Annotated in this window: 23 protein-coding genes; 18 read left to right on the top strand and 5 right to left on the bottom strand. The window is 70.4% G+C overall.

Annotated features, from left to right (window positions below):
* Nucleotides 1-12: 12 nt before the first annotated feature.
* From ABEA24_RS16545 to ABEA24_RS16535, 3 genes are read right to left on the bottom strand one after another with little or no spacing between them, the layout of a single operon-like run.
* Nucleotides 13-1,386 carry a threonine/serine exporter family protein gene (locus ABEA24_RS16545; RefSeq protein WP_425551196.1) on the bottom strand — a complete coding sequence of 458 codons (1,374 nt, stop codon included), beginning with the start codon at nucleotides 1,384-1,386 and terminating at the stop codon, nucleotides 13-15.
* Between the two features lie 44 nt (nucleotides 1,387-1,430).
* A complete protein-coding gene (locus ABEA24_RS16540) occupies nucleotides 1,431-1,889 on the bottom strand; it encodes a ferritin-like domain-containing protein (RefSeq protein ID WP_345431723.1) in 459 nt (152 codons plus the stop codon).
* A gap of 31 nt (nucleotides 1,890-1,920) precedes the next feature.
* Nucleotides 1,921-2,427 carry a hypothetical protein gene (locus ABEA24_RS16535; protein WP_345431722.1) on the bottom strand — a complete coding sequence of 169 codons (507 nt, stop codon included), beginning with the start codon at nucleotides 2,425-2,427 and terminating at the stop codon, nucleotides 1,921-1,923.
* 168 nt (nucleotides 2,428-2,595) lie between these two features.
* On the opposite strand from ABEA24_RS16535, the gene rimP reads away from it, so the two are divergent.
* From rimP to truB, 8 genes are all read left to right on the top strand, one after another.
* A complete protein-coding gene (gene rimP / locus ABEA24_RS16530; RefSeq protein ID WP_345431721.1) occupies nucleotides 2,596-3,135 on the top strand; it encodes a ribosome maturation factor RimP in 540 nt (179 codons plus the stop codon).
* 11 nt (nucleotides 3,136-3,146) lie between these two features.
* Entirely contained in the window at nucleotides 3,147-4,169 is a 1,023-nt protein-coding gene (nusA, locus tag ABEA24_RS16525) for a transcription termination factor NusA (protein WP_345431720.1), read from the top strand.
* Nucleotides 4,170-4,209: 40 nt separating this feature from the next.
* Nucleotides 4,210-4,449 carry a YlxR family protein gene (locus ABEA24_RS16520; RefSeq protein ID WP_345431719.1) on the top strand — a complete coding sequence of 80 codons (240 nt, stop codon included), beginning with the start codon at nucleotides 4,210-4,212 and terminating at the stop codon, nucleotides 4,447-4,449.
* Nucleotides 4,450-4,569: 120 nt separating this feature from the next.
* Nucleotides 4,570-7,662 carry a translation initiation factor IF-2 gene (infB, locus tag ABEA24_RS16515; protein WP_345431718.1) on the top strand — a complete coding sequence of 1,031 codons (3,093 nt, stop codon included), beginning with the start codon at nucleotides 4,570-4,572 and terminating at the stop codon, nucleotides 7,660-7,662.
* A 176-nt stretch (nucleotides 7,663-7,838) separates the two neighbouring features.
* Complete coding sequence (locus ABEA24_RS16510; protein ID WP_345432182.1) at nucleotides 7,839-8,138, top strand: DUF503 domain-containing protein; 300 nt, start codon at nucleotides 7,839-7,841, stop codon at nucleotides 8,136-8,138.
* A 76-nt stretch (nucleotides 8,139-8,214) separates the two neighbouring features.
* Nucleotides 8,215-8,697 carry a 30S ribosome-binding factor RbfA gene (rbfA, locus tag ABEA24_RS16505; protein ID WP_345431717.1) on the top strand — a complete coding sequence of 161 codons (483 nt, stop codon included), beginning with the start codon at nucleotides 8,215-8,217 and terminating at the stop codon, nucleotides 8,695-8,697.
* Nucleotides 8,694-9,722 (top strand): DHH family phosphoesterase, encoded by a 1,029-nt coding sequence (locus ABEA24_RS16500; RefSeq protein WP_345431716.1) that lies wholly within the window; start codon nucleotides 8,694-8,696, stop codon nucleotides 9,720-9,722. The genes rbfA and ABEA24_RS16500 overlap by 4 nt, the downstream gene beginning before the upstream one ends.
* A complete protein-coding gene (truB, locus tag ABEA24_RS16495) occupies nucleotides 9,719-10,585 on the top strand; it encodes a tRNA pseudouridine(55) synthase TruB (RefSeq protein WP_345431714.1) in 867 nt (288 codons plus the stop codon). Before ABEA24_RS16500 ends, truB begins: the two co-directional genes overlap by 4 nt.
* A 207-nt stretch (nucleotides 10,586-10,792) precedes the next feature.
* On the opposite strand, the gene ABEA24_RS16490 is transcribed toward truB, so the two are convergent.
* A complete protein-coding gene (locus ABEA24_RS16490; RefSeq protein WP_345431713.1) occupies nucleotides 10,793-11,332 on the bottom strand; it encodes a CGNR zinc finger domain-containing protein in 540 nt (179 codons plus the stop codon).
* 87 nt (nucleotides 11,333-11,419) lie between these two features.
* Between ABEA24_RS16490 and ABEA24_RS16485 the strand changes: the two genes are divergently transcribed.
* Nucleotides 11,420-11,575 (top strand): hypothetical protein, encoded by a 156-nt coding sequence (locus tag ABEA24_RS16485; protein WP_345431712.1) that lies wholly within the window; start codon nucleotides 11,420-11,422, stop codon nucleotides 11,573-11,575.
* On the opposite strand, the gene ABEA24_RS16480 is transcribed toward ABEA24_RS16485, so the two are convergent.
* Nucleotides 11,572-12,969 (bottom strand): ArnT family glycosyltransferase, encoded by a 1,398-nt coding sequence (locus tag ABEA24_RS16480; protein WP_345431711.1) that lies wholly within the window; start codon nucleotides 12,967-12,969, stop codon nucleotides 11,572-11,574. The two genes, ABEA24_RS16485 and ABEA24_RS16480, sit on opposite strands and share 4 nt — an antisense overlap.
* Before the next feature lie 77 nt (nucleotides 12,970-13,046).
* Here ABEA24_RS16480 and ABEA24_RS16475 point away from each other — a divergent pair, with 77 nt between their 5' ends.
* From ABEA24_RS16475 to ABEA24_RS16435, 9 genes are all read left to right on the top strand, one after another.
* Nucleotides 13,047-14,015 carry a bifunctional riboflavin kinase/FAD synthetase gene (locus ABEA24_RS16475; RefSeq protein WP_345431710.1) on the top strand — a complete coding sequence of 323 codons (969 nt, stop codon included), beginning with the start codon at nucleotides 13,047-13,049 and terminating at the stop codon, nucleotides 14,013-14,015.
* Between the two features lie 233 nt (nucleotides 14,016-14,248).
* Nucleotides 14,249-14,518, top strand: a complete 270-nt coding sequence (rpsO, locus tag ABEA24_RS16470; RefSeq protein ID WP_345431709.1) for a 30S ribosomal protein S15 — start codon at nucleotides 14,249-14,251, stop codon at nucleotides 14,516-14,518.
* A 216-nt stretch (nucleotides 14,519-14,734) separates the two neighbouring features.
* The gene (locus ABEA24_RS16465) at nucleotides 14,735-17,095 is read left to right on the top strand and encodes a polyribonucleotide nucleotidyltransferase (protein WP_345431708.1); all 2,361 of its coding nucleotides are present in this window, start codon (nucleotides 14,735-14,737) and stop codon (nucleotides 17,093-17,095) included.
* Nucleotides 17,092-18,417: a M16 family metallopeptidase gene (locus tag ABEA24_RS16460; RefSeq protein ID WP_345431707.1), complete on the top strand. Its 1,326-nt coding sequence runs from the start codon at nucleotides 17,092-17,094 to the stop codon at nucleotides 18,415-18,417. The genes ABEA24_RS16465 and ABEA24_RS16460 overlap by 4 nt, the downstream gene beginning before the upstream one ends.
* Before the next feature lie 205 nt (nucleotides 18,418-18,622).
* Nucleotides 18,623-19,189, top strand: coding sequence for a Uma2 family endonuclease (locus ABEA24_RS16455; RefSeq protein ID WP_345431706.1), 567 nt, complete (start codon nucleotides 18,623-18,625; stop codon nucleotides 19,187-19,189).
* Nucleotides 19,190-19,336: 147 nt separating this feature from the next.
* Nucleotides 19,337-19,546 carry a hypothetical protein gene (locus ABEA24_RS16450; protein ID WP_345431705.1) on the top strand — a complete coding sequence of 70 codons (210 nt, stop codon included), beginning with the start codon at nucleotides 19,337-19,339 and terminating at the stop codon, nucleotides 19,544-19,546.
* Between the two features lie 113 nt (nucleotides 19,547-19,659).
* Nucleotides 19,660-20,517 carry a DUF5753 domain-containing protein gene (locus ABEA24_RS16445; RefSeq protein WP_345431704.1) on the top strand — a complete coding sequence of 286 codons (858 nt, stop codon included), beginning with the start codon at nucleotides 19,660-19,662 and terminating at the stop codon, nucleotides 20,515-20,517.
* Nucleotides 20,518-20,520: 3 nt separating this feature from the next.
* Nucleotides 20,521-20,727 (top strand): DUF397 domain-containing protein, encoded by a 207-nt coding sequence (locus ABEA24_RS16440; RefSeq protein WP_345431703.1) that lies wholly within the window; start codon nucleotides 20,521-20,523, stop codon nucleotides 20,725-20,727.
* A 441-nt stretch (nucleotides 20,728-21,168) separates the two neighbouring features.
* On the top strand, nucleotides 21,169-21,936 hold the full coding sequence (locus ABEA24_RS16435) for a hypothetical protein (protein WP_345431702.1): 768 nt from the start codon (nucleotides 21,169-21,171) through the stop codon (nucleotides 21,934-21,936).
* Nucleotides 21,937-22,055: the final 119 nt, after the last annotated feature.

Raw genomic sequence — 22,055 nt, 5'->3', positions numbered from 1 at the left:
CCCCAGGACCCCCTAGTAGCCGCGCGTGCGGCGGGCGGCGGGCCGGGCCCCGCGGCCGGACGCGCCCAGGCCCACCCGCTGGAAGGCCCGCACGAACTCGCCGCCGAAGTTGACGCCGGCGCCGAGGGCCAGTGCGACGGAGATCCCGCCGATCAGGCTCAGGACGCCGTCCTGAGGCAGCCCGAGGTTCAGCTCGATCATCCCGCGGTACAGCGCCGTGCCCGGCAGCAGCGGCGCGATCGCGGGCACGATGTACGGGAGCGCGGGCTCCTGGCGTCGGCGGGCGATGAGGTTCCCGAGGAGGCCGACGAGGACCGCGCCGATCGCCGAGGCGAGCACCGGTGTCACACCGGCGCTGCGGGTCAGGACGTACACCACCCAGATCAGCGCGCCGCCCAGCGCGGCCGCGGTGAGCACGCGCCGGGGCACGGCGAGGGACACCGCGAACGTCAGCGACACGGCCGCCGCGGCGATCACCGTCACCGGCAGCAGGGACACGGGCGCGGCCGGCGGGTTGACGTCGACCGGGATGCCCAGACGCACGGCGACGTACACGACCAGGCCGAGCCCCGACACGATCGCCGCCACGATGAAGAACACCTCCAGCAGCCGGGCCCCCGCGCTGATCAGATCGCCGGTGATGCCGTCCTGGATGCTGGCGACCAGCGGCCGTCCCGGCAGAAGGGCCAGGACCGCGCCGGTGACGATGGCCGAAGCGTGGGAGGCCGGAGCCCCGGTCGCGATCACCAGCGACGCGCTGGCGGCGCCGATGGCCGCGGCCAGGGTGAGCTGGAAGAACTCCGCGACGCCCCGGCGGGCCAGGGAGGCCGCCGCCCGGTCGCCCAGGACCGTCGCCACGAACGCCGTGCCGGCCACGAGCGGCCCGCCGCCGACCATGACGCTGGCGGACGCGGCGATCAGGCCGAGGCTGAGGACCATCAGCCAGGCCGGGTACGGCGGCGGCATCCGCTTGATCTCCACCAGCCGCCGGTGCGCCTCCTCGACGTCCAGCATGCCGAGCGACGCCTCCTGGACGAGCGAGTGCAGGGCGACGAGCCGCCAGTAGGCGGGGAAGCGACGCCGGATCGCCCGGCCCGCCGTCACCGGCATCGCACCGTTGCCGGGGTGGACGTTGACCGTGATGACGGTGAAGGTGACCGCCACGTCGGCGCGGGGCAGCTCGTACGCGACGGCGAGGCTCAGCATCGACTCGTTCACACGCTCGGTCGCCTCGCCACTGGCCAGCAGCAGCTCACCGACGCGCAGGACGAGGTCGAGGGCACGGGGGGAGACGGCGTCGCCGGGCTCCTCCTCGACCGGTTCGGCGGAGACCTCGCCGATCAGCGTCCGCCACGTCTCTCGCAGTCGATTCGCCGCCACGCCCATAAGTCAGCCCGTAACCCCCAAATCGGTCGTCCCGGCAGGCTACGTCATTTATTCCGCGGGTTGGGGGAAAGGGCGCTCGGCGGGAGGCCTGGGAAGGCCTCCGTGGGCGCAGAGCCCCGCCAGCGGACCGCGCGCACGGCCGCCTCCTGCATCGCCTGGGCGGCGTAGCGGCGGAGGTTCGGGTCGCTCGCCCCGGCGAGGACCGCGTATCCCGCGACCACGCCGTCCTCCAGCGTGGCGGCCAGCCGCGCGGCGCTGCTCGCCGAGGTGACCTTGAACGGCAGCCGGTAGGCGGCCGCCGCGGCCACCGGACGGCCGCCGGCGGACTGGATGTAGCCGCGCAGCCGGTCGCGCCGGTTGCGGTGGGCGGTCCAGATCAGCGTGACGTTCTCCCGCTGCGCCGGCCCGGCGTGCCCGCCGAGCACGCCGTAGCCGAAGACCGCGACATGCTCCGCGGCGAGCGCCGCCTGCAGCGCGGCCACCGTGTCCTGCACCGGGCTCATCGCACACCCCCCACCGGTCCCCGGGACTCGCTCATCGGATCCCTCCGGCCAGGGCCTGGGCGTGGCCGGCCTCGCAGGCGCCGATGCAGGCGAGCAGCTGGGACAGCGCCGCGCCGGCCCGGCGGACGTCGTCGGCGCGGGCCGCGGCGGCCTTGCGCTCGGCGGATCGCAGCGCCGCGAGGGCCCCGGACTCGCTGTCCGGCGCGGTGGCCGTCTGCCGAGGGGTCGGCGTCGCGGTGCCGGTCTTCGTGCCGGGGACGTAGTGGCGTTGCAGGACGGCGAGATGCTGCGTGTGGTGATCGTGCAGCGGCTTGAGCCGGTCGGCCAGCGTCCGATGCGCGCCGAGCACCGCCTCGTACAGGGCGATGAGGGTCGCCTCGCTCTCGATGGCGGCGGTCAGCACCGACACGTCGGGGCCCGGGGGCGGCGCCTGCGCCTGGCCCACACTGGTGCATCCGGCCATCGCGGTCAGCGCCGCCGCGGAGCCGCCGAGCATCGCCGCGCGCCGCGTGGGACCTGAGAACCGCAGCGCGTCCAAGCGTGCCTCCGTTCATGATCTGATCGACTCCGCTGCGCAAGCATTCCACAAGGGTGTACCCGGCTGCTGGCGATGCGGGCACCCCGCCCCCTCGGCTGTGGATAGTCTTGGGTGCGGAGTGGGCGCATCGGGCGGCCACCGTCCCATCAGGCATGGAGGAGGGCCCACATGAGCGTGGACGGCCGCCGTGGCAGCGCTCAGGCGGGCCGGCGCGGATCCGGGCACGAGACCCGGGCCGCGCTCATGCGGCTGCTCGAACCGGTGATCGCCGGTGCCGGGTTCGATCTGGAGGACGTCATCGTGACCCCGGCCGGCAAGCGCCGGCAGGTGCGGGTCGTGATCGACGCCGACGGCGGGATCAGCCTCGACGGCGTCGCGGACGTCAGCCAGGAGATCTCGCACGCCCTCGACGAGAGCGACGCGATGGGCTCCGGACCGTACGTCCTCGAGGTGACCTCGCCGGGCGTCGACCGGCCGCTCACCCAGCCGCGGCACTGGCGGCGCGCGGCCGGCCGTCTCGTCCATGCGACGCTCGCCGAGGGCGGGGAGATCACCGGCCGGATCACGAGCGCCGACGACACTGCCGTCGTCCTGGACAGCGACGGCCGCGAGCACCGGTTGGGCTACGACGAGCTCACCCGCGGACGGGTCCAGGTGGAGTTCAACCGCCGGGGCGACGACGACGGCGTCGCCGGCGACGAGGACTAGGGGGAGGCCTCGTGGACATCGACATGACGGCCCTGCGGAGTCTCGAGAGTGAGAAGGACATCTCTCTCGACCTCGTGGTCAAGGCGATCGAGGAAGCACTGCTCATCGCGTACCACCGGACCGAGGGCGCGGCGGTCAAGGCGCGCGTCGAGCTGGACCGGAAGACCGGTCACGTCACCGTTTGGGCGACGGAGACCGATGAGGAGGGTGTCGGCGTCCGGGAGTATGACGACACGCCGACCAATTTCAGCCGGATCGCGGCGACCACCGCGAAACAGGTCATCCTGCAGCATCTGCGCAACGCCGAGGACGAGCTGACGTTCGGGGAGTACGCCGGGCGCGAGGGCGACATCGTGGCGGGCGTGATCCAGCAGGGCAAGGACCCGCGCAACGTCCTCGTCGACCTCGGCAAGCTGGAGGGCGTCCTGCCGCCGGAGGAGCAGGTCCCCGGCGAGAACTACGACCACGGCGAGCGGATCCGCTCCTACGTCGTGCAGGTCAAGAAGGGGCACCGCGGGCCGCTGGTGAAGCTGTCCCGGACCCACCCGAACCTGGTGAAGAAGCTCTTCGCGCTCGAGGTCCCGGAGATCGCCGACGGCACTGTGGAGATCGCGGCGATCGCCCGTGAGGCCGGTCACCGCACGAAGATCGCGGTGCGGTCCCGCAAGCCGGGGGTCAACGCCAAGGGCGCCTGCATCGGGCCGATGGGCAGCCGGGTTCGAAACGTTATGCACGAGCTGCACGGCGAGAAGATCGACATCGTCGACTGGTCCGACGAGCCCGCCGAGTTCGTCGGGAATGCCCTGTCGCCGGCGCGGGTTCACCACGTTGAGGTCGTCGACGCCGAGGGGCGGGTCGCGCGGGTCATCGTGCCTGACTACCAGCTCTCCCTGGCGATCGGAAAAGAAGGGCAGAACGCCCGTCTCGCCGCCAGGCTCACCGGCTGGCGGATCGACATCCGGCCCGACACGGAGACCGGGTCTTCCACCGAAGGGGAGCATGCGGCAGGTCCCGCAGACGCGTCGACGCGGTAGACTCATTAATCGTGGCCGAGCGGCCCCACAGCGCACGTGTGTGGGCTGCCGGGTTCGCGCGGCCAAGTCCGACCTGCTGCGCCTGGTCGTGATCGAGGGCTCCATCGCCCCCGATCCGCACGGGCGACTGCCGGGCCGGGGCGCCTCCCTGCACCCTGACCTGGCATGTCTTGAGCTGGCCGAGCGTCGTCGGGCGTTTCCGCGGGCGTTCCGCCTGCCGGGGCCGCTCGACGTCAGTGCGCTCCGGCACTGGTTCGAGTCACAGCAGGACGGTTTGTAAGCGACGTCTAGTCGGAAGCAGGTCGAGATTGCTATGAGCGCTCGATGAGCACGCAGCGATGATTACCGCAAGGTAGCGACGGTCCGAGGACGCGTTTCCCCGGGCCGAGTAGGGAGTGCAGTGGCAAAGGTCCGGGTGTACGAGCTCGCCAAGGAGTTCGGTGTCGAGAGCAAGGCCGTCATGGCCAAGCTCAACGAGATGGGCGAGTTCGTCCGTTCGGCGTCCTCGACGATCGAGGCGCCGGTTGTACGCAGACTTAAAGAAGCATTCGGTGGCGGACCGGCCAAGCCGTCCGCCGACAGGAGAGTGGCCCCGGCTCCGAAGCCGGGTCCGCGTAACAGGCCGGTTCCGGGTCCGAAGCCGGCCGCGCCGAGGCCGGAGCCCAAGCCGGAGCTCAAGCAGGAGCCCCGGCCGGAGATCCGGCAGGATCTGAGGCCCGAGTTCAAGGCGGAGGCCGCGCGCCCCGAGGCGCCGGCCGCGCCCGAGGCGCCGAAGCCGGGTCCCCGGCAGCCCGCGCCGCGTCCCGCGACGCCCCGCCCCGCCCCGCAGGGCGGTGCCCCCGGGCCGAAGCCCGGTCCCCGTCCGGGGCCCGCGGCCGGTCGTCCGGGTCCCGGGCCGAAGCCGGGTCCGGCTCCGCGTCCGGATCGTTCCGGCGCCCCCGGTGGTTCCGGTGGGCCTGGCGGGTCGCGTCCGGCGTCGCCCGGTCCGCGCCCCGGTGGGGGTCGTCCCCGTCCGGGCAACAACCCGTTCTCTTCGACCAACACGGGCATGGGTTCGGCGCCCAAGCCGGGTCCGCGTCCGGGTCCGCCCGGTCAGCGTGGCGATCGCCCCGCGGGTCCGCGCGGCGACCGTCCCGGCGGCGGGCCGCGTGGCGACCGTCCGGGTGCGCCGCGTGGCGACCGCTCGGCGGGCGCTCCGCCGCGTCCGGCGGCTCCCGGCCGTCCGGGTGCTCCGGGTGCGGGCGGTCCCCGTCCGAACCCGGGCAGCATGCCGCCTCGGCCCGGCGGCCCGCGGCCCAGCCCGATGAACATGCCGTCCCGTCCGCAGCGTGACTCCGGTGGCCCCGGCGGTCCCGGTGGTGGCCGCGGTCGCCCCGGTGGCGGCGGTGGCGGTCGTCCGGGTGCCGGCGGCGGTGCCGGTCGTCCCGGTGGCGGCGGTCGTCCCGGCGGTGGCGGCGGCGGTTTCGGCCGTCCGGCGGGTGCCGGCGGCGGTGCCGGTCGTCCCGGTGGCGGCGGTGGCGGCTTCGGCGGCCCGCGTCCCGGTGGCGGCGGTCGCGGCCGTGGTGGCACGCAGGGCGCGTTCGGCCGTCCGGGCGGGCGTCCCGCGCGTGGCCGCAAGTCCAAGAAGCAGCGGCGTCAAGAGTTCGACAACATGCAGGCGCCGGCGATCGGCGGCGTGCGTGTTCCCCGTGGCAACGGCAAGACCATCCGGCTGCCGCAGGGCGCCTCGCTGACCGACTTCGCCGAGAAGATCGGCGCCAACCCGGCGTCGCTCGTCGAGGTGATGCTGCACCTCGGTGAGATGGTGACGGCGACCCAGTCGGTCAACGCGGAGACGCTGCAGGTCCTCGGCGGCGAGCTGGACTACGACGTCCAGGTCGTCAGCCCGGAGGACGAGGACCGCGAGCTGCTCGAGTCCTTCGACATCGAGTTCGGCGAGGACGAGGGCGGCGAGGAGCACCTCGTGTCCCGTCCGCCGGTGGTCACCGTCATGGGCCACGTCGACCACGGTAAAACGAAGCTGCTCGACGCGATCCGCAACGCCAACGTGGTGGCCGGCGAGGCCGGCGGCATCACCCAGCACATCGGCGCCTACCAGGTCGCGACCGAGGTCGACGGCCAGGAGCGCAAGATCACCTTCATCGACACCCCGGGTCACGAGGCGTTCACCGCCATGCGTGCCCGTGGTGCCGAGACGACCGACCTGGTCGTGCTGGTGGTCGCCGCCGACGACGGGGTGAAGCCGCAGACCACCGAGGCCATCGACCACGCGAACGCGGCCGGCGTGCCGATCGTCGTCGCGGTCAACAAGGTGGACAAGGAGGGGGCGGACCCGCAGCGGGTGCGCGCCCAGCTCACCGAGTACGGCCTCGTCGCCGAGGAGTTCGGTGGCCAGACGCAGTTCGTCGACATCTCGGCGAAGCAGCGGCTGGGCATCGACGACCTCCTCGAGGCGATCGTGCTGACCGCCGACGCCGAGCTCGACCTGCGGGCCAACCCCGAGCAGGACGCGCAGGGCGTCGCGATCGAGGCGCACCTCGACAAGGGCCGCGGCTCCGTGGCGACCGTGCTCGTGCAGCGCGGCACGCTCCGGGTCGGCGACTCCATCGTCTGTGGTGAGGCCTTCGGCCGCGTCCGGGCGATGCTCGACGAGAACGGCAACAACGTCGAGGAGGCGCTCCCGTCCCGTCCGGTCCTGGTGCTCGGCCTGTCGGCCACCCCCGGCGCCGGCGACAACTTCATCGTCGTCGACGACGACCGGATGGCCAGGCAGATCGCCGACCGCCGTCAGGCCCGCAAGCGCAACGCCGAGCTGCTCCGCAGCCGCGGGCGTCGCACGCTCGAGGAGATGTTCAAGGACCTCGAGAAGGGCGAGGTGCAGGAGCTGCTCCTCGTCATCAAGGGCGACGTGTCCGGTTCGGTGGAGGCCCTGGAGGACGCGCTCCTCAAGATCGACGTCGGCGACGAGGTCGGTCTGCGCGTCATCCGCCGCGGTGTCGGTGCGATCACCCAGGACGACGTGAACCTCTCGCTCACGTCCGAGGGCACGGTCATCATCGGCTTCAACGTCCGTCCCGAGCGCAACGCGCAGGAGCTGGCGGACCGCGAGGGCGTCGACATCCGCTACTACTCGGTCATCTACCAGGCGATCGAGGAAGTCGAGGCGGCGCTCAAGGGCATGCTCAAGCCCGAGTTCGAGGAGGTCCAGCTCGGCACGGCGGAGATCCGCGAGATCTTCAAGGTGCCGCGCATCGGCAACGTCGCGGGCTCGATGGTCCAGTCCGGCACGATCAACCGCAACAGCAAGGCGCGTCTGATCCGCGACGGCGTCGTGATCTCCGACAACCTCACGGTGTCGTCGCTCCGCCGCTTCAAGGACGACGCGACCGAGGTCCGCGAGGGCTTCGAGTGCGGTATCGGGGTCGGCTACGGCGACATCAAGATCGGCGACATCATCGAGACCTTCGAGATGCGGGAGAAGCCGCGCATCTGACCCTCGAAGGCCTCGGACGGCCTGATTCCGAGACGGAGTGAGCCCACGCGGACGAAAGCGGTCCGCGTGGGTTCCACGGTGGCGTGCGGCTCTGTCGCACGCCATCTCGCTGTCGGCCGTCCCATGCCGGTGATTGAAATGCGGATGACCGGAACGGATCGCGCGGGGTGACCGTTGTGTATGTGGGATCGCTGACTCTGGACCTGTTGCTCGGCGACGTACGCTCGCTCAAGCAGAAGCGCGCCGTGGTCCGCCCGATCGTCGCCGAGATACGACGTCGGTTCCCGGCGGTCGCGGCGGCCGAGACCGGCCACCTCGACCTGCACCGGCGGGCGGAGCTCGGCGTCGCGGTCGTGTCCGCCACGGCGGGCAACTGCGTCGAGGTGCTCGAGGCGTGCGAGCGTCTCATCGCCGGGCGGCCGGAGATCGAGCTCCTGTCCGCCAGGCAGCGGCTCTTCAGTGAGGAGGAGTCGTGAGTGACGTTCGCGAGGCATCGGTGAGGGCACGCCCCGACCCCAGCCGGTCGGGCGGCCGAACGACAATGGAGGAACTGTGACCGACCCCGCGAGGGCTCGCAAGCTCGCCGATCGCATTCAGCAGATCGTCGCGGAGATGCTGGAGCGGCGGATCAAGGACCCGCGGCTCGGCTTCGTGACCGTGACGGACACGCGGCTGACCAACGACCTGCGGGACGCGACGGTCTACTACACCGTGTACGGCAGCGACGCCGAGCGCGCCGACAGCGCCGCGGCGCTGGAGAGCGCCAAGGGCGTGATCCGCTCGGAGGTGGGCAAGCGCACCGGAGTGCGGCACACGCCCAGCCTCACCTTCGTGCCGGACGCGCTCCCGGAGAACGCCCGCCAGATCGACGATCTGCTCGCCAAGGCGCGCGCCTCCGACGAGCGGGTCGCCAAGGCGGCGGAGAACGCCCGGCCCGCGGGTGACGCCAACCCGTACCGGGAGACGCTGGTCGAGGACGATGTTGACGAAACCGACAGCGACGGTGGCGACGACGCGGGATACTCCCGGTCGTGAACTCCGCGCCGGGTAGGGACCCAGCCATCGCCGCCGACGAGTGGGACAGGGCGGTCGAGTCGATCCAGCGGACCGACGAGGTGTGCCTCGCCTGCCATGTCTGTCCGGACGGCGACGCGCTGGGTTCGATGCTGGCCTTCGCGCAGGCGCTGCGCGCGCTGGGCAAGCCGTTCACGGCCTCGTTCGGCGACGCGTTCGTCGTGCCGCGGATCCTGCGCTTCCTGCCCGGCCTGGACCTGCTCACCGACCCGGCCGACTTCCCCGCCGAGCCGGACGTGATGATCACGTTCGACGCGGCGGGCAGCGACCGCCTCGGCAGCCTGGCGGCCAACGCCGGGAAGGCCGGGGAGCTGATCGTCATCGACCACCACGCGTCCAACACGCGGTTCGGCACCACGCACCTGGTCGACCCCGGCGCGGCGGCCACCGCCGTGGTCGTCGAACACCTCATCGACCGGCTGGGTGTCCCGCTCACCCATGACATCGCGCTCGACCTGTACGTCGGCCTGGTCACCGACACCGGCTCGTTCAAGTACCGGACGACGACCCCCGAGGTCCATGCCTTCGCGCAGCGGCTGCTGGCGACGGGCATCCGGCCCGAGCAGGTCGCCCGTGAGGTCTGGGACCGCGCGCCCTTCGGCTACCTGCCGGTGCTCGCGGCCGCGCTCGGCCGGGCGCGGCTGGAGCCGGACGTCGCGGGCGGGCTCGGCATGGTCTGGACGACCGTGACGCGCGCCGACCGCGCCGCGCACGGCCTCTCGTACGACCTGCTCGAGGGCGTCATCGACGTCGTCCGCCGTACGGACGAGGCGGAGGTCGCCGTCGTCTTCAAGGAGGACGACGAGGGCGCCTGGCAGGTGTCCACGCGGTCCAAGGGCCGCATCGACGTCGGCATGGCCTGCGTGGCCCTCGGCGGCGGCGGCCACCCCACCGCGGCGGGCTTCACCCTGCACGGCGAGGTCGAGCCGGCCGTTGCCCGGCTGCGCGGGCTCCTGACCCAGATCGAGGTCGCCGCCCACTCATGAACGGACTTGTCATCGTCGACAAGCCGGCCGGCTGGACCTCCCACGACGTCGTGGGCAAGATGCGCCGGCTGGCGGGCACCCGACGCGTCGGGCACGCCGGCACGCTCGACCCCATGGCGACCGGCGTGCTGGTCATCGGGGTCGAGAAGGCCACCCGGCTGCTCGGGCACCTGGCGCTCACCGAGAAGACCTACGAGGCCGTCATCCGCCTCGGCCAGTCCACCAACACCGACGACGCCGAGGGCGAGCCCACCGCCACCGTCTCGGCGGCCGAGGTGACCGAGGACGCCGTACGGAACGCCGTGGTCGACCTGACCGGGCCGATCGAGCAGATCCCGCCGCAGGTCAGCGCGATCAAGGTGAACGGCGAACGCGCGTACAAGCGGGCCCGGGCCGGCGAGGAGGTCGAGCTGAAGCCGCGCACCGTCACCGTGTACGAGTTCGGGCTCGGCGACTTCCGCCGCGAGGGCGACCTGCTCGACGTGACGGCGACGATCACCTGCTCCAGCGGCACCTACATCCGGGCGCTCGCCCGCGACCTGGGGGCGGCCCTGGGCGTCGGCGGGCACCTGACCGCCCTCCGCCGCACCCGCGTCGGCCCGTACGACCTGTCCATGGCGCACACGATCGACCGGCTCAGCGAGGAGCTCATCGTGCTGCCGATGGAGGAGGCCGTCGCCGCCGCGTTCCCGCGGCTCGACGTCTCCGAGGACGACGCACGGAAGATCGCGCACGGCGGCCGGCTGGCCGCGACGGGGCTCGGCCAGGGCCCGATCGGGGTGTTCGGCCCCGACGGCACCCTGCTGGCCCTGGTCGAGGAGCACGGCCCCGTCGCCAAGCCCCTCGCCGTCTTCGTGCCCTGACCACGTCGCCAGGCCGGTCGAGGCCTTCGTCCCCTGGTCGGCCGGTCAGGCCGACCGAGGTCTTCGTGCCCTGACCTCGCCGCCAGGCCGGTCGAGGTCTTCGTCCCCTGATCGGCCGGCGAGGCCGGTCGCCGTCCTCGTTCGCTGAGCGGGCCGCGTCGGGGATCCCCGGGCCGCTGACACCGACGATCCTCGGCGATCAGCGGTTCACGTGGGCTGGCGGCGGCGGGCGCGGTAGGCGGCGACGTTCGTACGGTTGGCGCAGGCATCCGAGCAGAACCGGCGGCGCCCGCCTCGGGAGTCGTCGGCGTAGACCCGGTCGCAGTCGGCCGCGGCGCACACGCCGATCCGGTCGATGCCGTGGTCGCACAGCAGTTCGGCGAGGTTCATCAGCGTCGTCGCGCGGACCCGGTGCGCGAGGTCCACCTCGGGCGGCGCGTAGTGGACGTGCAGCCCCAGCTCGTCGTGATCGGCCACGTGCGGATGCATCGGCACGTCGGCCAGCAGGCCGTTCAGCAGCGCCACGGCCGCGTCGAGGCTCTCGGCCTCGAAGAAGGAGCGGAGCGTCCGGGCCCAGGGCCGTAGCTCGGCGGCGGTCGCCGGGGTGAAGCGCTGCACGAAGAACCCGTGCTCGCCCAGGACCGCACGCAGCGCCTCGTCACCGTCGTCGCCGTCGCGGCTCGTGACCGCGTTGACGAGGGCGGCGGCGGCCCCCACACCATGGCTCTTGTAGCCCGTAATCCGCATTGCCCCATTTTCCCGGATGTGTTTGGATGTAAGTGTCATCTCAAGCTAATCCATTACACCCGATGCGACGCATAGGCGGAAACCCCGGTGAGCGACTGCCCGACCTGCGGCTGGCCCGAGTCCGACGTCTACGAGGTCCTCTCGAGGCACTTCACCTCCGAGGGGGTCGTCACCTACAGCCGCTGTGTCTGCGGCGAGATTCAGGTCCGCCTGCGCCCGTACGCCTCCGACCGGGCCTTTTAGGCGAGCCGCTTGAGCTGCGGCCACAGCCGGTCCCAGGGCACCCGCTGACCACGGCAGATCCAGATCGGCTGACCCTGCTCCTCGTTGTCGATCCGTACGCCGTTGTCGACCCGGCCGGCGATCTGGACGTCGGACCAGTACCGCGTGAGGAGCTCCCGCTGTGCAGGCAGGACGAGCACGGGGGCGCCGTCGTCCTTCGGCCGTCCGATGTACCACAGGCCGTTGTGGCCGCTGTAGGCCTTCGGCAGGCCGTACCTCGCGCCGTACCGGTCGATCGCTCCCGCGACGCCGTAGTCGCCGGCCAGGATGACGTAGCCGGGGCGATACGCCTTCGCCACCGCCGCCGTCAGCTCCGGCCAGCCCACCGTCTCGCGGGCGTCGTAGCTGATCGCCGCCTCCGGCGTCGCGTGCAGGATCCGCAGCGGATAGACCGGGAGCAGCAGTCCGACGGTCGTGAGCGCCACGACGCCGAACATCACCGACCGCAGCCGCCAGCGCTCGACGACCTGGGCTCCGGCGGCCCACAGCGCCGGGTACGCGCCCATCATGTAGTAGTGCTTGCCGCCGGTGACCAGGAAGACGAGCAGCAGGAACGCGTAGGCCCAGACGAACAGCCGCCACGGCCCCCGCCACAGCCGCACCAGCCCCGCGATCCAGATCGGCGCGGTGAAGACACCGGTGTCGATCACCTGCCAGGGCAGGAAGCCCAGCCGGCCGCCGTCGGTCCCCTTGGCCGCGATGACTCGGCCCATCTCCAGCTGCGGCCAGCCGTGCCGGGCCTGCCACCACAGGCCCGGCAGCCAGGCGAGGACGGCCACCGCAGCACCGGCGTACAGCAGCGGACGGCGGAACACCTCGCGAGGCCCGGCGAGCAGCACGCCCACAACCAGCGCGGCGAGGAAGAACACGATCATGAATTTGATCTGCAGCGCCACCGCGGTGACCAGGCCGACGCCGAGCAGGAGACGGTCGTCGCGGACCCGTACCCAGCGGGTGACCAGGAAGGTCACCGCGGTCCAGGCGACGACGTCGAAGATCGTCGGTTGCATGAGGTGCCCGCCGACCGCGAGCGCCGGCGTGACCGCCCACGACAGCGCCGCGACCGTCTGGGCACGCGGGCCGCCGCCCATCTCTCTGGCGGTCAGGGCGGTCAGCACCACGCCCGCCATGAACGCCAGTGTCGCGGGCAGGCGCAGCAGCATCAGCGAGCCTCCGGCGGCGGCCGCGTACAGCGGGACGAGCGGAGGCTGGTCGGGGTACCCCCATGCCGGATGCGCGCCGACGACACGGAAGTAGAGTTCGTCCCTGTGGTAGCCGTACCGGGCGCTCAGCGCGGTCAGTACGACGCCGGCCGCGATACTGACGGCCAGCACGGGTCTCCAGGCGAGGGGCATGGCCTGATCATGAGCCGAAACCGACCCGCTGTCATCGGTGTGGCAGGCTTTAGACCGACCGCGAAAGGGGTGGACAGGTGCGACGTTGGCATGGCCTCGACGAGGTGCCCGCCGACTGGGGCAGGTCCGTCGTCACCATCGGGGTGTTCGACGGGGTGCACCTGGGGCACCAGCGCATCGTCGCCCGGGCGTCGGAGTTCGCACGCGAGCTCGGACTGCCGGCGGTGGTGATCACGTTCGATCCGCATCCGGACGAGGTCGTGCGGCCCGGCACGCACCCGCCGCTGCTGTGCACGCCGAAGCGGCGCGCCGAGCTGCTGGCGGGCCTGGGCGCCGACGCGGTCATGATCCTGCCGTTCACGCTGGAGCTGTCCCGGATGGGGCCCGACGAATTCGTCCAGTCGGTGCTCGTCGACCGGCTGCACGCGGCGCGCGTGGTCGTGGGAGAGGACTTCCGCTTCGGCCACAAGGCGCGCGGAGACGTCGCGCTGCTGCGGGAGCTGGGGGACAAGTACGACTTCGAGGCGGAGGGCGTCCCGCTCGTCGCCAACGGCGAGCCGATCTCCTCGACGCGGATCCGCGAGCGGCTCGCCGCCGGGGACATCGAGGGCGCGGCGGTTCTGCTGGGCCGTCCGCACCGGGTCGAGGGCGTCGTCGTCCGCGGCGCGCGGCGCGGCCGTGAGCTCGGCTTCCCGACCGCCAACCTGGAGACCCTGCCGTACACCGCGATCCCGAGCGACGGGGTCTACGCCGGTTACCTGAACTGCGCCGAGTACGGGCGGCTGCGGGGCGACGAATCGGCGGGCTTCCCCGACGCGTGCTGGCCGGCGGCGATCTCCATCGGCACCAACCCGACGTTCGAGGGGCAGGACCGCACGGTCGAGGCGTACGCCCTGGACCGTGACGACCTCGACCTGTACGGCGAGCACGTGAGCGTCGACTTCACCGCCCGGCTGCGTGACACGCTGAAGTTCGAATCGATCGAGTCGCTGATCGAGCAGATGCACGACGACGTCGCGCGCGCCCGGGAGATCACCGGCTCCTGACCGGACCGAGGGAACATCCCGGTACACCGAGGCGTTGAGCTTGATAATGGGCTGCTCGACATGACGTGGTACCGTGATTTGCCGCTGGGGAAGTGACCGGCAGTAGCCGGCTGCCCCGCGCAGGGCGAGGTGACTCACCGAGTCGCGGCCCCTCCACCCAGGAGACTGTGGGTACGCATGGTTTCCGGGTGCATTCGAACTCCATACCGCGTACCCGATAGAGAAGGAGAGCCGTGTCGCTGGACACCGCCACCAAGAAGCAGATCATGGCCGAGTACGCCACCGTCGACGGTGACACCGGGTCGCCCGAGGTCCAGGTCGCGCTGCTCACCAAGCGGATCAACGAGCTCACCGAGCACCTCAAGACCCACAAGCACGACCACCACAGCCGTCGTGGCCTGCTTCTGATGGTCGGCCGCCGCCGTCGCCTCCTGCAGTACCTGCAGAAGAAGGACATCAACCGATACCGGCAGCTGATCGAGCGTCTCGGCCTCCGCCGATAACGTCCGGGAGGGAGCGGCGCATGCCGCTCCCTCTCTTCGTATAACTCCACAACAGCCCGCGGCCGCCCGTACGGTGTGTCGGGGGCCGGTCCTCGGTAGTGGCCCTCGGATCGCAGACGATCCGACGGCTTCGATCGAAGACCGGCACCTCTTACCAGAGCGCTGCACCTCCGGGTACGGATGCGGGGTCCACCTGACCCAAGGAGGTTTCACATCGTGGATGGTGTGAAGATCGCCGAAGCCGTCATCGACAACGGCTCATTCGGCCAACGCAAGATCCGTTTTGAGACGGGCCGGCTGGCCCGCCAGGCGGCCGGTTCCGCCGTCGTCTACCTGGATGACGAGACGATGGTGCTGTCCGCGACCACCGCGTCGAAGAAGCCGAAGGAGAACCTCGACTTCTTCCCGCTCACGGTCGACGTCGAGGAGCGGATGTACGCCGCCGGGCGCATCCCCGGCTCCTTCTTCCGCCGCGAGGGCCGGCCGAGTGAGGACGCGATCCTCACCTGCCGGCTGATCGACCGGCCGCTGCGCCCCTCGTTCAAGAAGGGCCTGCGCAACGAGATCCAGGTCGTCGAGACGATCCTGGCGCTGCACCCGGAGCACCTGTACGACGTCGTGGCGATCAACGCCGCGTCGATGTCCACCCAGCTCGCGGGCCTGCCGTTCTCCGGCCCGATCGGCGGCGTGCGCGTCGCGCTGATCGAGGGCCAGTGGGTCGCGTTCCCGACCCACCCGGAGCTGGAGAAGGCGACCTTCGACATGGTCGTCGCCGGCCGGGTGCTCGAGGACGGCGACGTCGCGATCATGATGGTCGAGGCCGAGTCGACGACCGGCACGCTGAAGCTCGTCGCCGAAGGCGCCGTCGCGCCGACCGAGGAGACGGTCGCGGAGGGCCTGGAGGCCGCCAAGCCGTTCATCAAGGTGCTCTGCCAGGCGCAGAGCAGCCTCGCCGAGCAGGCGGCCAAGGAGACGGCCGAGTACCCGATCTTCCTGGACTACCAGGACGACGTGTACGCCGCCGTCGACGGCGCCGTCCGCACCGAGCTGGCCCAGGCGCTCACCATCGCGGGCAAGCAGGAGCGCGAGACCGAGCTGGACCGCGTCAAGGCCCTGGCCGCCGAGAAGGTCGGCCCCGACTTCGCCGAGCGCGAGAAGGAGATCGGCGCCGCGTTCCGCGCGCTGACCAAGAAGCTCGTCCGCGAGCGGGTCATCGCGGAGAAGGTCCGCATCGACGGCCGTGGCGTGAAGGACATCCGCCAGCTGACCGCCGAGGTCGGCGTCGTGCCTCGCGTGCACGGCTCGGCGCTGTTCGAGCGCGGCGAGACCCAGATCATGGGCGTGACGACGCTGAACATGCTCCGCATGGAGCAGATGATCGACACGCTCAACCCCGAGCGCACCAAGCGCTACATGCACAACTACAACTTCCCGCCGTACTCCACCGGGGAGACCGGCCGCGTCGGCTCGCCGAAGCGGCGTGAGATCGGGCACGGCGCGCTCGCCGAGCGTGCGCTGCTCCCGGTGTTGCCGACCCGCGAGGAGTTCCCGTACGCCATCCGGCAGGTGTCGGAGGCGCTCGGCTCGAACGGCTCCACCTCGATGGGCTCCGTCTGCGCCAGTACCATGTCGCTGCTGTCGGCCGGCGTGCCGCTCAAGCAGATGGTGGCCGGCATCGCGATGGGCCTGATCAACGAGGGCGACGAGTACGTCACGCTGACCGACATCCTCGGCGCCGAGGACGCCTTCGGCGACATGGACTTCAAGGTCGCCGGCACCCGTGACGTGATCACGGCCCTGCAGCTCGACACGAAGCTGGACGGCATCCCGGCCTCGGTCCTGGCCGCCGCGCTCAAGCAGGCCAAGGGCGCCCGCCTGGCGATCCTCGACGTCATGCAGGAGGCCATCGAGGCCCCCGGCGAGATGAGCCCGAACGCTCCGCGGATCATCACGATCAAGGTCCCGGTCGACAAGATCGGCGAGGTCATCGGCCCCAAGGGCAAGATGATCAACTCGATCCAGGACGACACCGGCGCCGAGATCACGATCGAGGACGACGGCACCATCTACGTCGGCGCCACCGACGGCCCGTCCGCCGAGGCCGCGCGGCAGGCGATCAACTCGATCGCCAACCCGCACATGCCCGAGGTCGGCGAGCGCTACCTCGGCACCGTGGTGAAGACCACCACCTTCGGCGCCTTCGTGTCGCTGCTGCCCGGCAAGGACGGCCTGCTGCACATCTCCCAGATCCGCAAGCTGCACGGCGGCGCGCGGATCGAGAACATCGACGACGTCATCAAGGTCGGCGAGAAGATCCAGGTCGAGGTCACCGAGATCGACAACCGCGGCAAGCTGTCGCTGGTGCCGGTCGAGGTCGTCGAGCGGGAGGCCGCGGCCGCCGAGGCCGCTCCCGCCTCAGCCTCCGACTCCGACTCCGGCGAGGCGCCGGCTCCCGCCGAGGACGGCGAGCGGGCCGAGCGCCGGGAGAGCCGCGACGGGGGCGAGCGCCCACGCCGGCGACGCACCCGAAGCAGCGGCGGCAGCGGCCGCGGCGGCGACAGCGACCGCAACTCATGACGGTGCTCGCCAGGGAACAGGAGCCCGGTTCCACCTACGTCGTTCACCCCGGCGCCGACGGCGCCGGGGTGGTCCGGCGGACGGTCCTGCCAGGAGGGCTGCGCGTCGTCACCGAGACCGTGCCCACCGTCCGGTCGGTGGCCTTCGGCATCTGGGCCGGGGTCGGCTCGCGCGACGAGTCGATCGAGGACGCGGGCGCGAGCCACTACCTCGAGCACCTGCTGTTCAAGGGCACGAGCAAGCGCACCGCGCTGGAGATCTCCTCGCTGATGGACGCGGCGGGCGGCGAGATGAACGCCTTCACCGCCAAGGAGTACACCTGCTACTACGCGCGGGTGCTCGACTCCGACATGCCACTGGCCATCGACGTCGTCTCCGACATGGTGACCGCCTCGCTCATCGAGCCGCAGGACGTCGACGCCGAGCGCGGCGTGATCCTCGAAGAGATCGCCATGCACGACGACGACCCCACCGACGCGGTGCATGACGAGTTCTCCGCGGCGCTGTTCGGCGACACCCCGCTGGGCCGGCCGATCCTCGGCACCGTCGAGTCGATCAGCGGAATCGGCCGGGACCGCATCGCGCGGTACTACCGGGACCGCTACGTCCCGCAGAACCTCGTCGTCTCGGCCGCCGGCAACATCGACCACGACGAGGTCGTACGGCAGGTGCAGGCGGCGTTCGCGGGCGTTCTCGGCGACGGGCAGCTGCCCAGCGCGCCGCGGATCGGTGGCCCCGGCGCGGCGCCGACCGCCGGCGTACGGTCGATCGACCGGCCGACCGAACAGGCCAACCTGATCCTCGGCACGGTCGGGATCACCCGCACCGACGAGCGCCGGTTCGCCCTGGGCGTCCTGAACGCCGCGCTCGGCGGCGGGATGTCGTCCCGGCTGTTCCAGGAGATCCGCGAGAAGCGCGGCCTGGCCTACTCGGTGTACAGCTACAACACCCAGTACGCCGACACCGGCATCTTCGGGGTGTACGCCGGATGCCTGCCCGCCAAGGTCGACGAGGTCCTCGAGATCTGCCGCGAGGAGGTCGCCAAGGTGGCCGAGCACGGCATCACCGAGGAGGAGCTCGAGCGCGGCAAGGGCCAGCTGCGGGGATCGTTCGTGCTGGGCCTGGAGGACACCGGGTCCCGGATGAGCCGCATCGGCAAGAGCGAGCTGGTCTACGACAGCCTGCTCTCGGTCGACGACATCCTGGGCCGCATCGAGGCCGTCACACTGGACGACGTCCGCACGGTCGGCCGCGACATCCTGGGCCGCCCGATGACCCTGACCGTCATCGGCCCGTTCGAGGGGCGCGACTTCACGCTCTGACCTGCTGAGCGCCGAGGCCCTGGGAAGCCATGACGACGGCCAAACCGACGGCTGAGGAGCTCAGCGAGTCGCTGGGCGTCCACCAGGACAATTTGTCCTGGTGGACGTCCGGCGACGGTGAGCTGGCGGGGGATCCGGAGTCGGGCGGGAGACAGTACCCTGTTGTTCAGGGCCGGGTCCGCTGAGCAGGCTCAGGAGGTACGACATGACTGCCGAGATGGTCGCTCCTGCCTGGATGCATGAGCAGATCACGGCGGAGCAGTACGACTCCTGGCCCGAGGAACAGTGCGCGGGCATCGAAGTCGTAGACGGGATGGTCGTCGTGAGTCCCAGCGCGTCCAAGCGCCACAACCGCCTGGCTCGGATCCTGGCGAACGCCTTGGACGACGCGGGGTGCACGGAGTGGAACGCCGACACGGACTTCGACGTCCGGCTGCAGGACGTGCCGCTCACCAATCGCCGTCCGGATGTCGTCGTGTACCGCGCGGACACGATCGATGTCACGCCGACGCGTCCCGAGCATGTGCTGCTGGTGGTCGAAGTGGTGTCACCGGGCTCGGAAACCACCGACCGGGTCGTGAAGGTGAACCAGTACGCCAAGGCCGGTATCGCCTTCTACTGGAGAGTCGAGCAGGCCCCTACCGGTGTCGCGCTGCTGTACACCTATGTTCTGGACCCGGCGACCAGGGTGTACCGGGACGGAGAGGTATTCACCGGCGTGGTCAAGGTTTCGGTTCCCTTCCCGGTGACGATCGACCTCGGCTCCGCCTGAGTGACGTTGGTCGGGGCGCTCGGATGAATCGCACGCCGGCTCACATCAACGGCCTGGGAGCGACGGCTACTCCAGAACAACTGACCCCTGAGCGCCGAGGCCCTGGAAGCCATGACGACGGCCAAACCGACCGCTGAGGAGATCAGCGTGCAACTGGACGTCCGCCTGGATGATCTACCCTGGCGGACGTCCGGCCTCGGCGAGGGCATGTTCCAGGTCGCCATCATCCGGGCGGATGAGGCGACCTGGATACTCGTTCGCATTCTTGGTAAGCCCGACGTCCAGGTCTACAGCGAGCACGAATGGACGTGCTTCCTGGACGGCGTACGTCGAGGCGAGTTCGACGATCTGGTGTGATCGTCCTGGCAGCGCGCACCTGACCGCTGTCTTAACGGCTCGCGCATTAATGCGTGAATCACAAGTTTTTCTGCGCGATATGCTGGGTAGCCCGCCACGCCAAGGGAGGATCGGTGGAGGGTGACGCCTACGGGGCGACGATCGCCAAGCGCCGGCTCTCACGCATCCTGACCGACCTGCGCTTGCAGACCGGGCATCCCGCCAACCACATCTGTGACACGTTGACGTGGGGACGTGGCAAGGTCGGCCGCTTCGAGGCGAACGCGTGGAAGCGGCCGGAGATGAGTGACATCCGGGATCTCCTCCGCGTCTATGAGGCAGACGAGGCGACCCGGCGCGAGGTGGAAGACCTCGCGATTCGCGCTAAGCCCCGTGCGTGGTGGCGCGATTCCTATTACCAGGACGTCTTCGAGGACGGCGAGTTCCCCGGCTTCGAGGCTGACGCCTCCGAGATCCGCACCTGCATGCCACTGATCCTTCCCGGATTGCTGCAGACTGAGGCGTACATCCGAGCGCAGATGGAAGTCGGAACTCGGAACGCCGAATGGTGTGAGCGTGCGCTGCGTGGACGGCTGCGCCGTCAGGCGATTCTCGATCGCGACGAGAACGCACCCAGGTTGATCGCGCTCATCACCGAGGCGTCTCTGCGCTACCGGTGGGGCAGCGCCGAGGAACGCCGTGATCAAATACAGCACCTGATCAAGGCCGGCCAGCGTACCAACGTCGAGATCCGAATCCTGAGATTCCAGGATGGCTTCCATCCGGGGATGAACAGCCTGATCAACGCCTTCACCTTCCCCTATCCCGACGAGCCGCCCATGGTCTATCTGGAGACCGATACGTCGGCGAAGGAAGTCGACGTGAATGAGGCGAGGTCCTATTTGGACCTCTTTGAGCGCATCCGTTCCGCGGCCGTCTCGGAGGCGGAGGGTAGCGCGTTTCTGAGTTCTCTCGTGGAGACCATGGAGTAGAAAGTGATCGACCTGTCTCAGGCCATCTGGCGTAAGGCCAGCGCCAGCACCGGCAGTAACGGAGCGTGTGTGGAGGTGGCGACCAACCTGCCTCCAGGAAGCGCCGCCATGCGGGACAGCACCCGGCCCAGCGGTGCCACTCATATGGCGACCAGCGCGGCTTTGCGCGTCCTACTGGACGACGTCCGTGCCGGCGCCTACGACGTCTAGCTGGCTACGCAACGTATTAGAGAGATCCTCCGGGCCACCCGCCCGGGGGATTTTTGTTTGTCCACGTCTTAGGGTCCTTGCGTTGCTCAAATACGGATCTACCGGGGCAGCCCCGACGCTTCGTCTAGACAATCCGACTTCTTCATTGATAGCGCTTGGCAACCGCTGTTGTGCTTCCTAATCTGTGATTCACAGATTCCGTGCTCGATGAGAGTGAATCTGAAATGCGCAGGGACACCTTCACCCCGATCCTGCGCATGCGGTGCCATGACCACGACCCTGGCAGGGAAGCCGATGACGAACGCCTCCGCATCGATCATCACGGGCGGCTGCCCCGTATGGCCGCTTCCCCATACGCGCGCATGCGCTGAGGTCGCGCGTGCGATCGTCCGTACGACGCTGGCCGATCTGGTGCCTGACCAGCTTGACGACTGTCTCCTAATGGCGAGCGAGCTCGCCACCAACGCCTGGCTCCATGGCCTGCGGGGCGTCGAGCTCGACGACCGGAACGCACCGGCCGCTGGACGATCTGAACTCGCGATCTATCGGCGCGGACCAGAGACGGCAGGCGAACTGGTCGTCACGGTCTTCGACCCTCGCACCGACCTCGATGCCGTGGTCGCAGCCATCCCGGCGAACCCGCTGGCCGGGTTGCCAGACAAACCGCTGCAGGAATCGCTGCCGCCCGCAGCTATCGACCAACTGCTCCGCGACCTGCCGGACAACTCGCTGCCAGGGTCACCCGCCGCCGTCATCGACGGCCTTCCGCCGCAGTGGTGGTCTGGCCGACGAGGCCTCGACACCGTCAGGGCGCTGTCGGACGGCCGGCACGGCTTCTATCGGACGCGCTCCCGGCTGGGGGCGCATCCCGTATCCGGGAAGGCCGCATGGTTCGCGATCCCCATCCCGGGCGCCTCGCTCGCCGCCAAGCCCCCCACCATCCATCTCAGTCCATTCGACGCCGTACGTGCCCTCCGTGACCAGTTGACGGCCCGCGGCGTGGACGGGATCTACCACAACGACCTGCACAGCGAGTCCGTGCTGTCCCTACGGCACATGACCGTCTGGTGCCGTGACGGAAGTTTCACCTGGGCGGATGGATCCTCCGGGGCGGTACGGGTCGCGTACTCCGACCTCACCGACGTCGTCGAGAAAATCCTCCGTATCAACGAAGATCGCGAGTACGCCAGGCTCCAACCCCGCCCATGACCAGCGAGATCGCCGGCCCGATGCCGATAGCCGACCCGACCGCGACATCGGGTATGTCCAGCCTAAAGGTAGCAAGGAGTGGATCCCGACGACTCGTGGAAAGATTTGGATGAACAATG

It is taken from the genome of Actinoallomurus vinaceus (genome assembly GCF_039542055.1).
GTDB lineage: Bacteria > Actinomycetota > Actinomycetes > Streptosporangiales > Streptosporangiaceae > Actinoallomurus > Actinoallomurus vinaceus.
This window is presented reverse-complemented; position numbering and strand designations above follow the sequence as displayed.

Coding starts and splice junctions, on each gene's coding strand:
- ABEA24_RS16545 (WP_425551196.1), bottom strand. CDS start 1,386: ATGGGCGTGGCGGCGAATCGACTGCGAGAGACGTGGCGGACGCTGATC.
- ABEA24_RS16540 (WP_345431723.1), bottom strand. CDS start 1,889: ATGAGCCCGGTGCAGGACACGGTGGCCGCGCTGCAGGCGGCGCTCGCC.
- rimP (WP_345431721.1), top strand. CDS start 2,596: ATGAGCGTGGACGGCCGCCGTGGCAGCGCTCAGGCGGGCCGGCGCGGA.
- truB (WP_345431714.1), top strand. CDS start 9,719: ATGAACGGACTTGTCATCGTCGACAAGCCGGCCGGCTGGACCTCCCAC.
- ABEA24_RS16490 (WP_345431713.1), bottom strand. CDS start 11,332: ATGCGGATTACGGGCTACAAGAGCCATGGTGTGGGGGCCGCCGCCGCC.
- ABEA24_RS16480 (WP_345431711.1), bottom strand. CDS start 12,969: ATGCCCCTCGCCTGGAGACCCGTGCTGGCCGTCAGTATCGCGGCCGGC.
- ABEA24_RS16460 (WP_345431707.1), top strand. CDS start 17,092: ATGACGGTGCTCGCCAGGGAACAGGAGCCCGGTTCCACCTACGTCGTT.
- ABEA24_RS16455 (WP_345431706.1), top strand. CDS start 18,623: ATGACTGCCGAGATGGTCGCTCCTGCCTGGATGCATGAGCAGATCACG.
- ABEA24_RS16435 (WP_345431702.1), top strand. CDS start 21,169: ATGGCGAGCGAGCTCGCCACCAACGCCTGGCTCCATGGCCTGCGGGGC.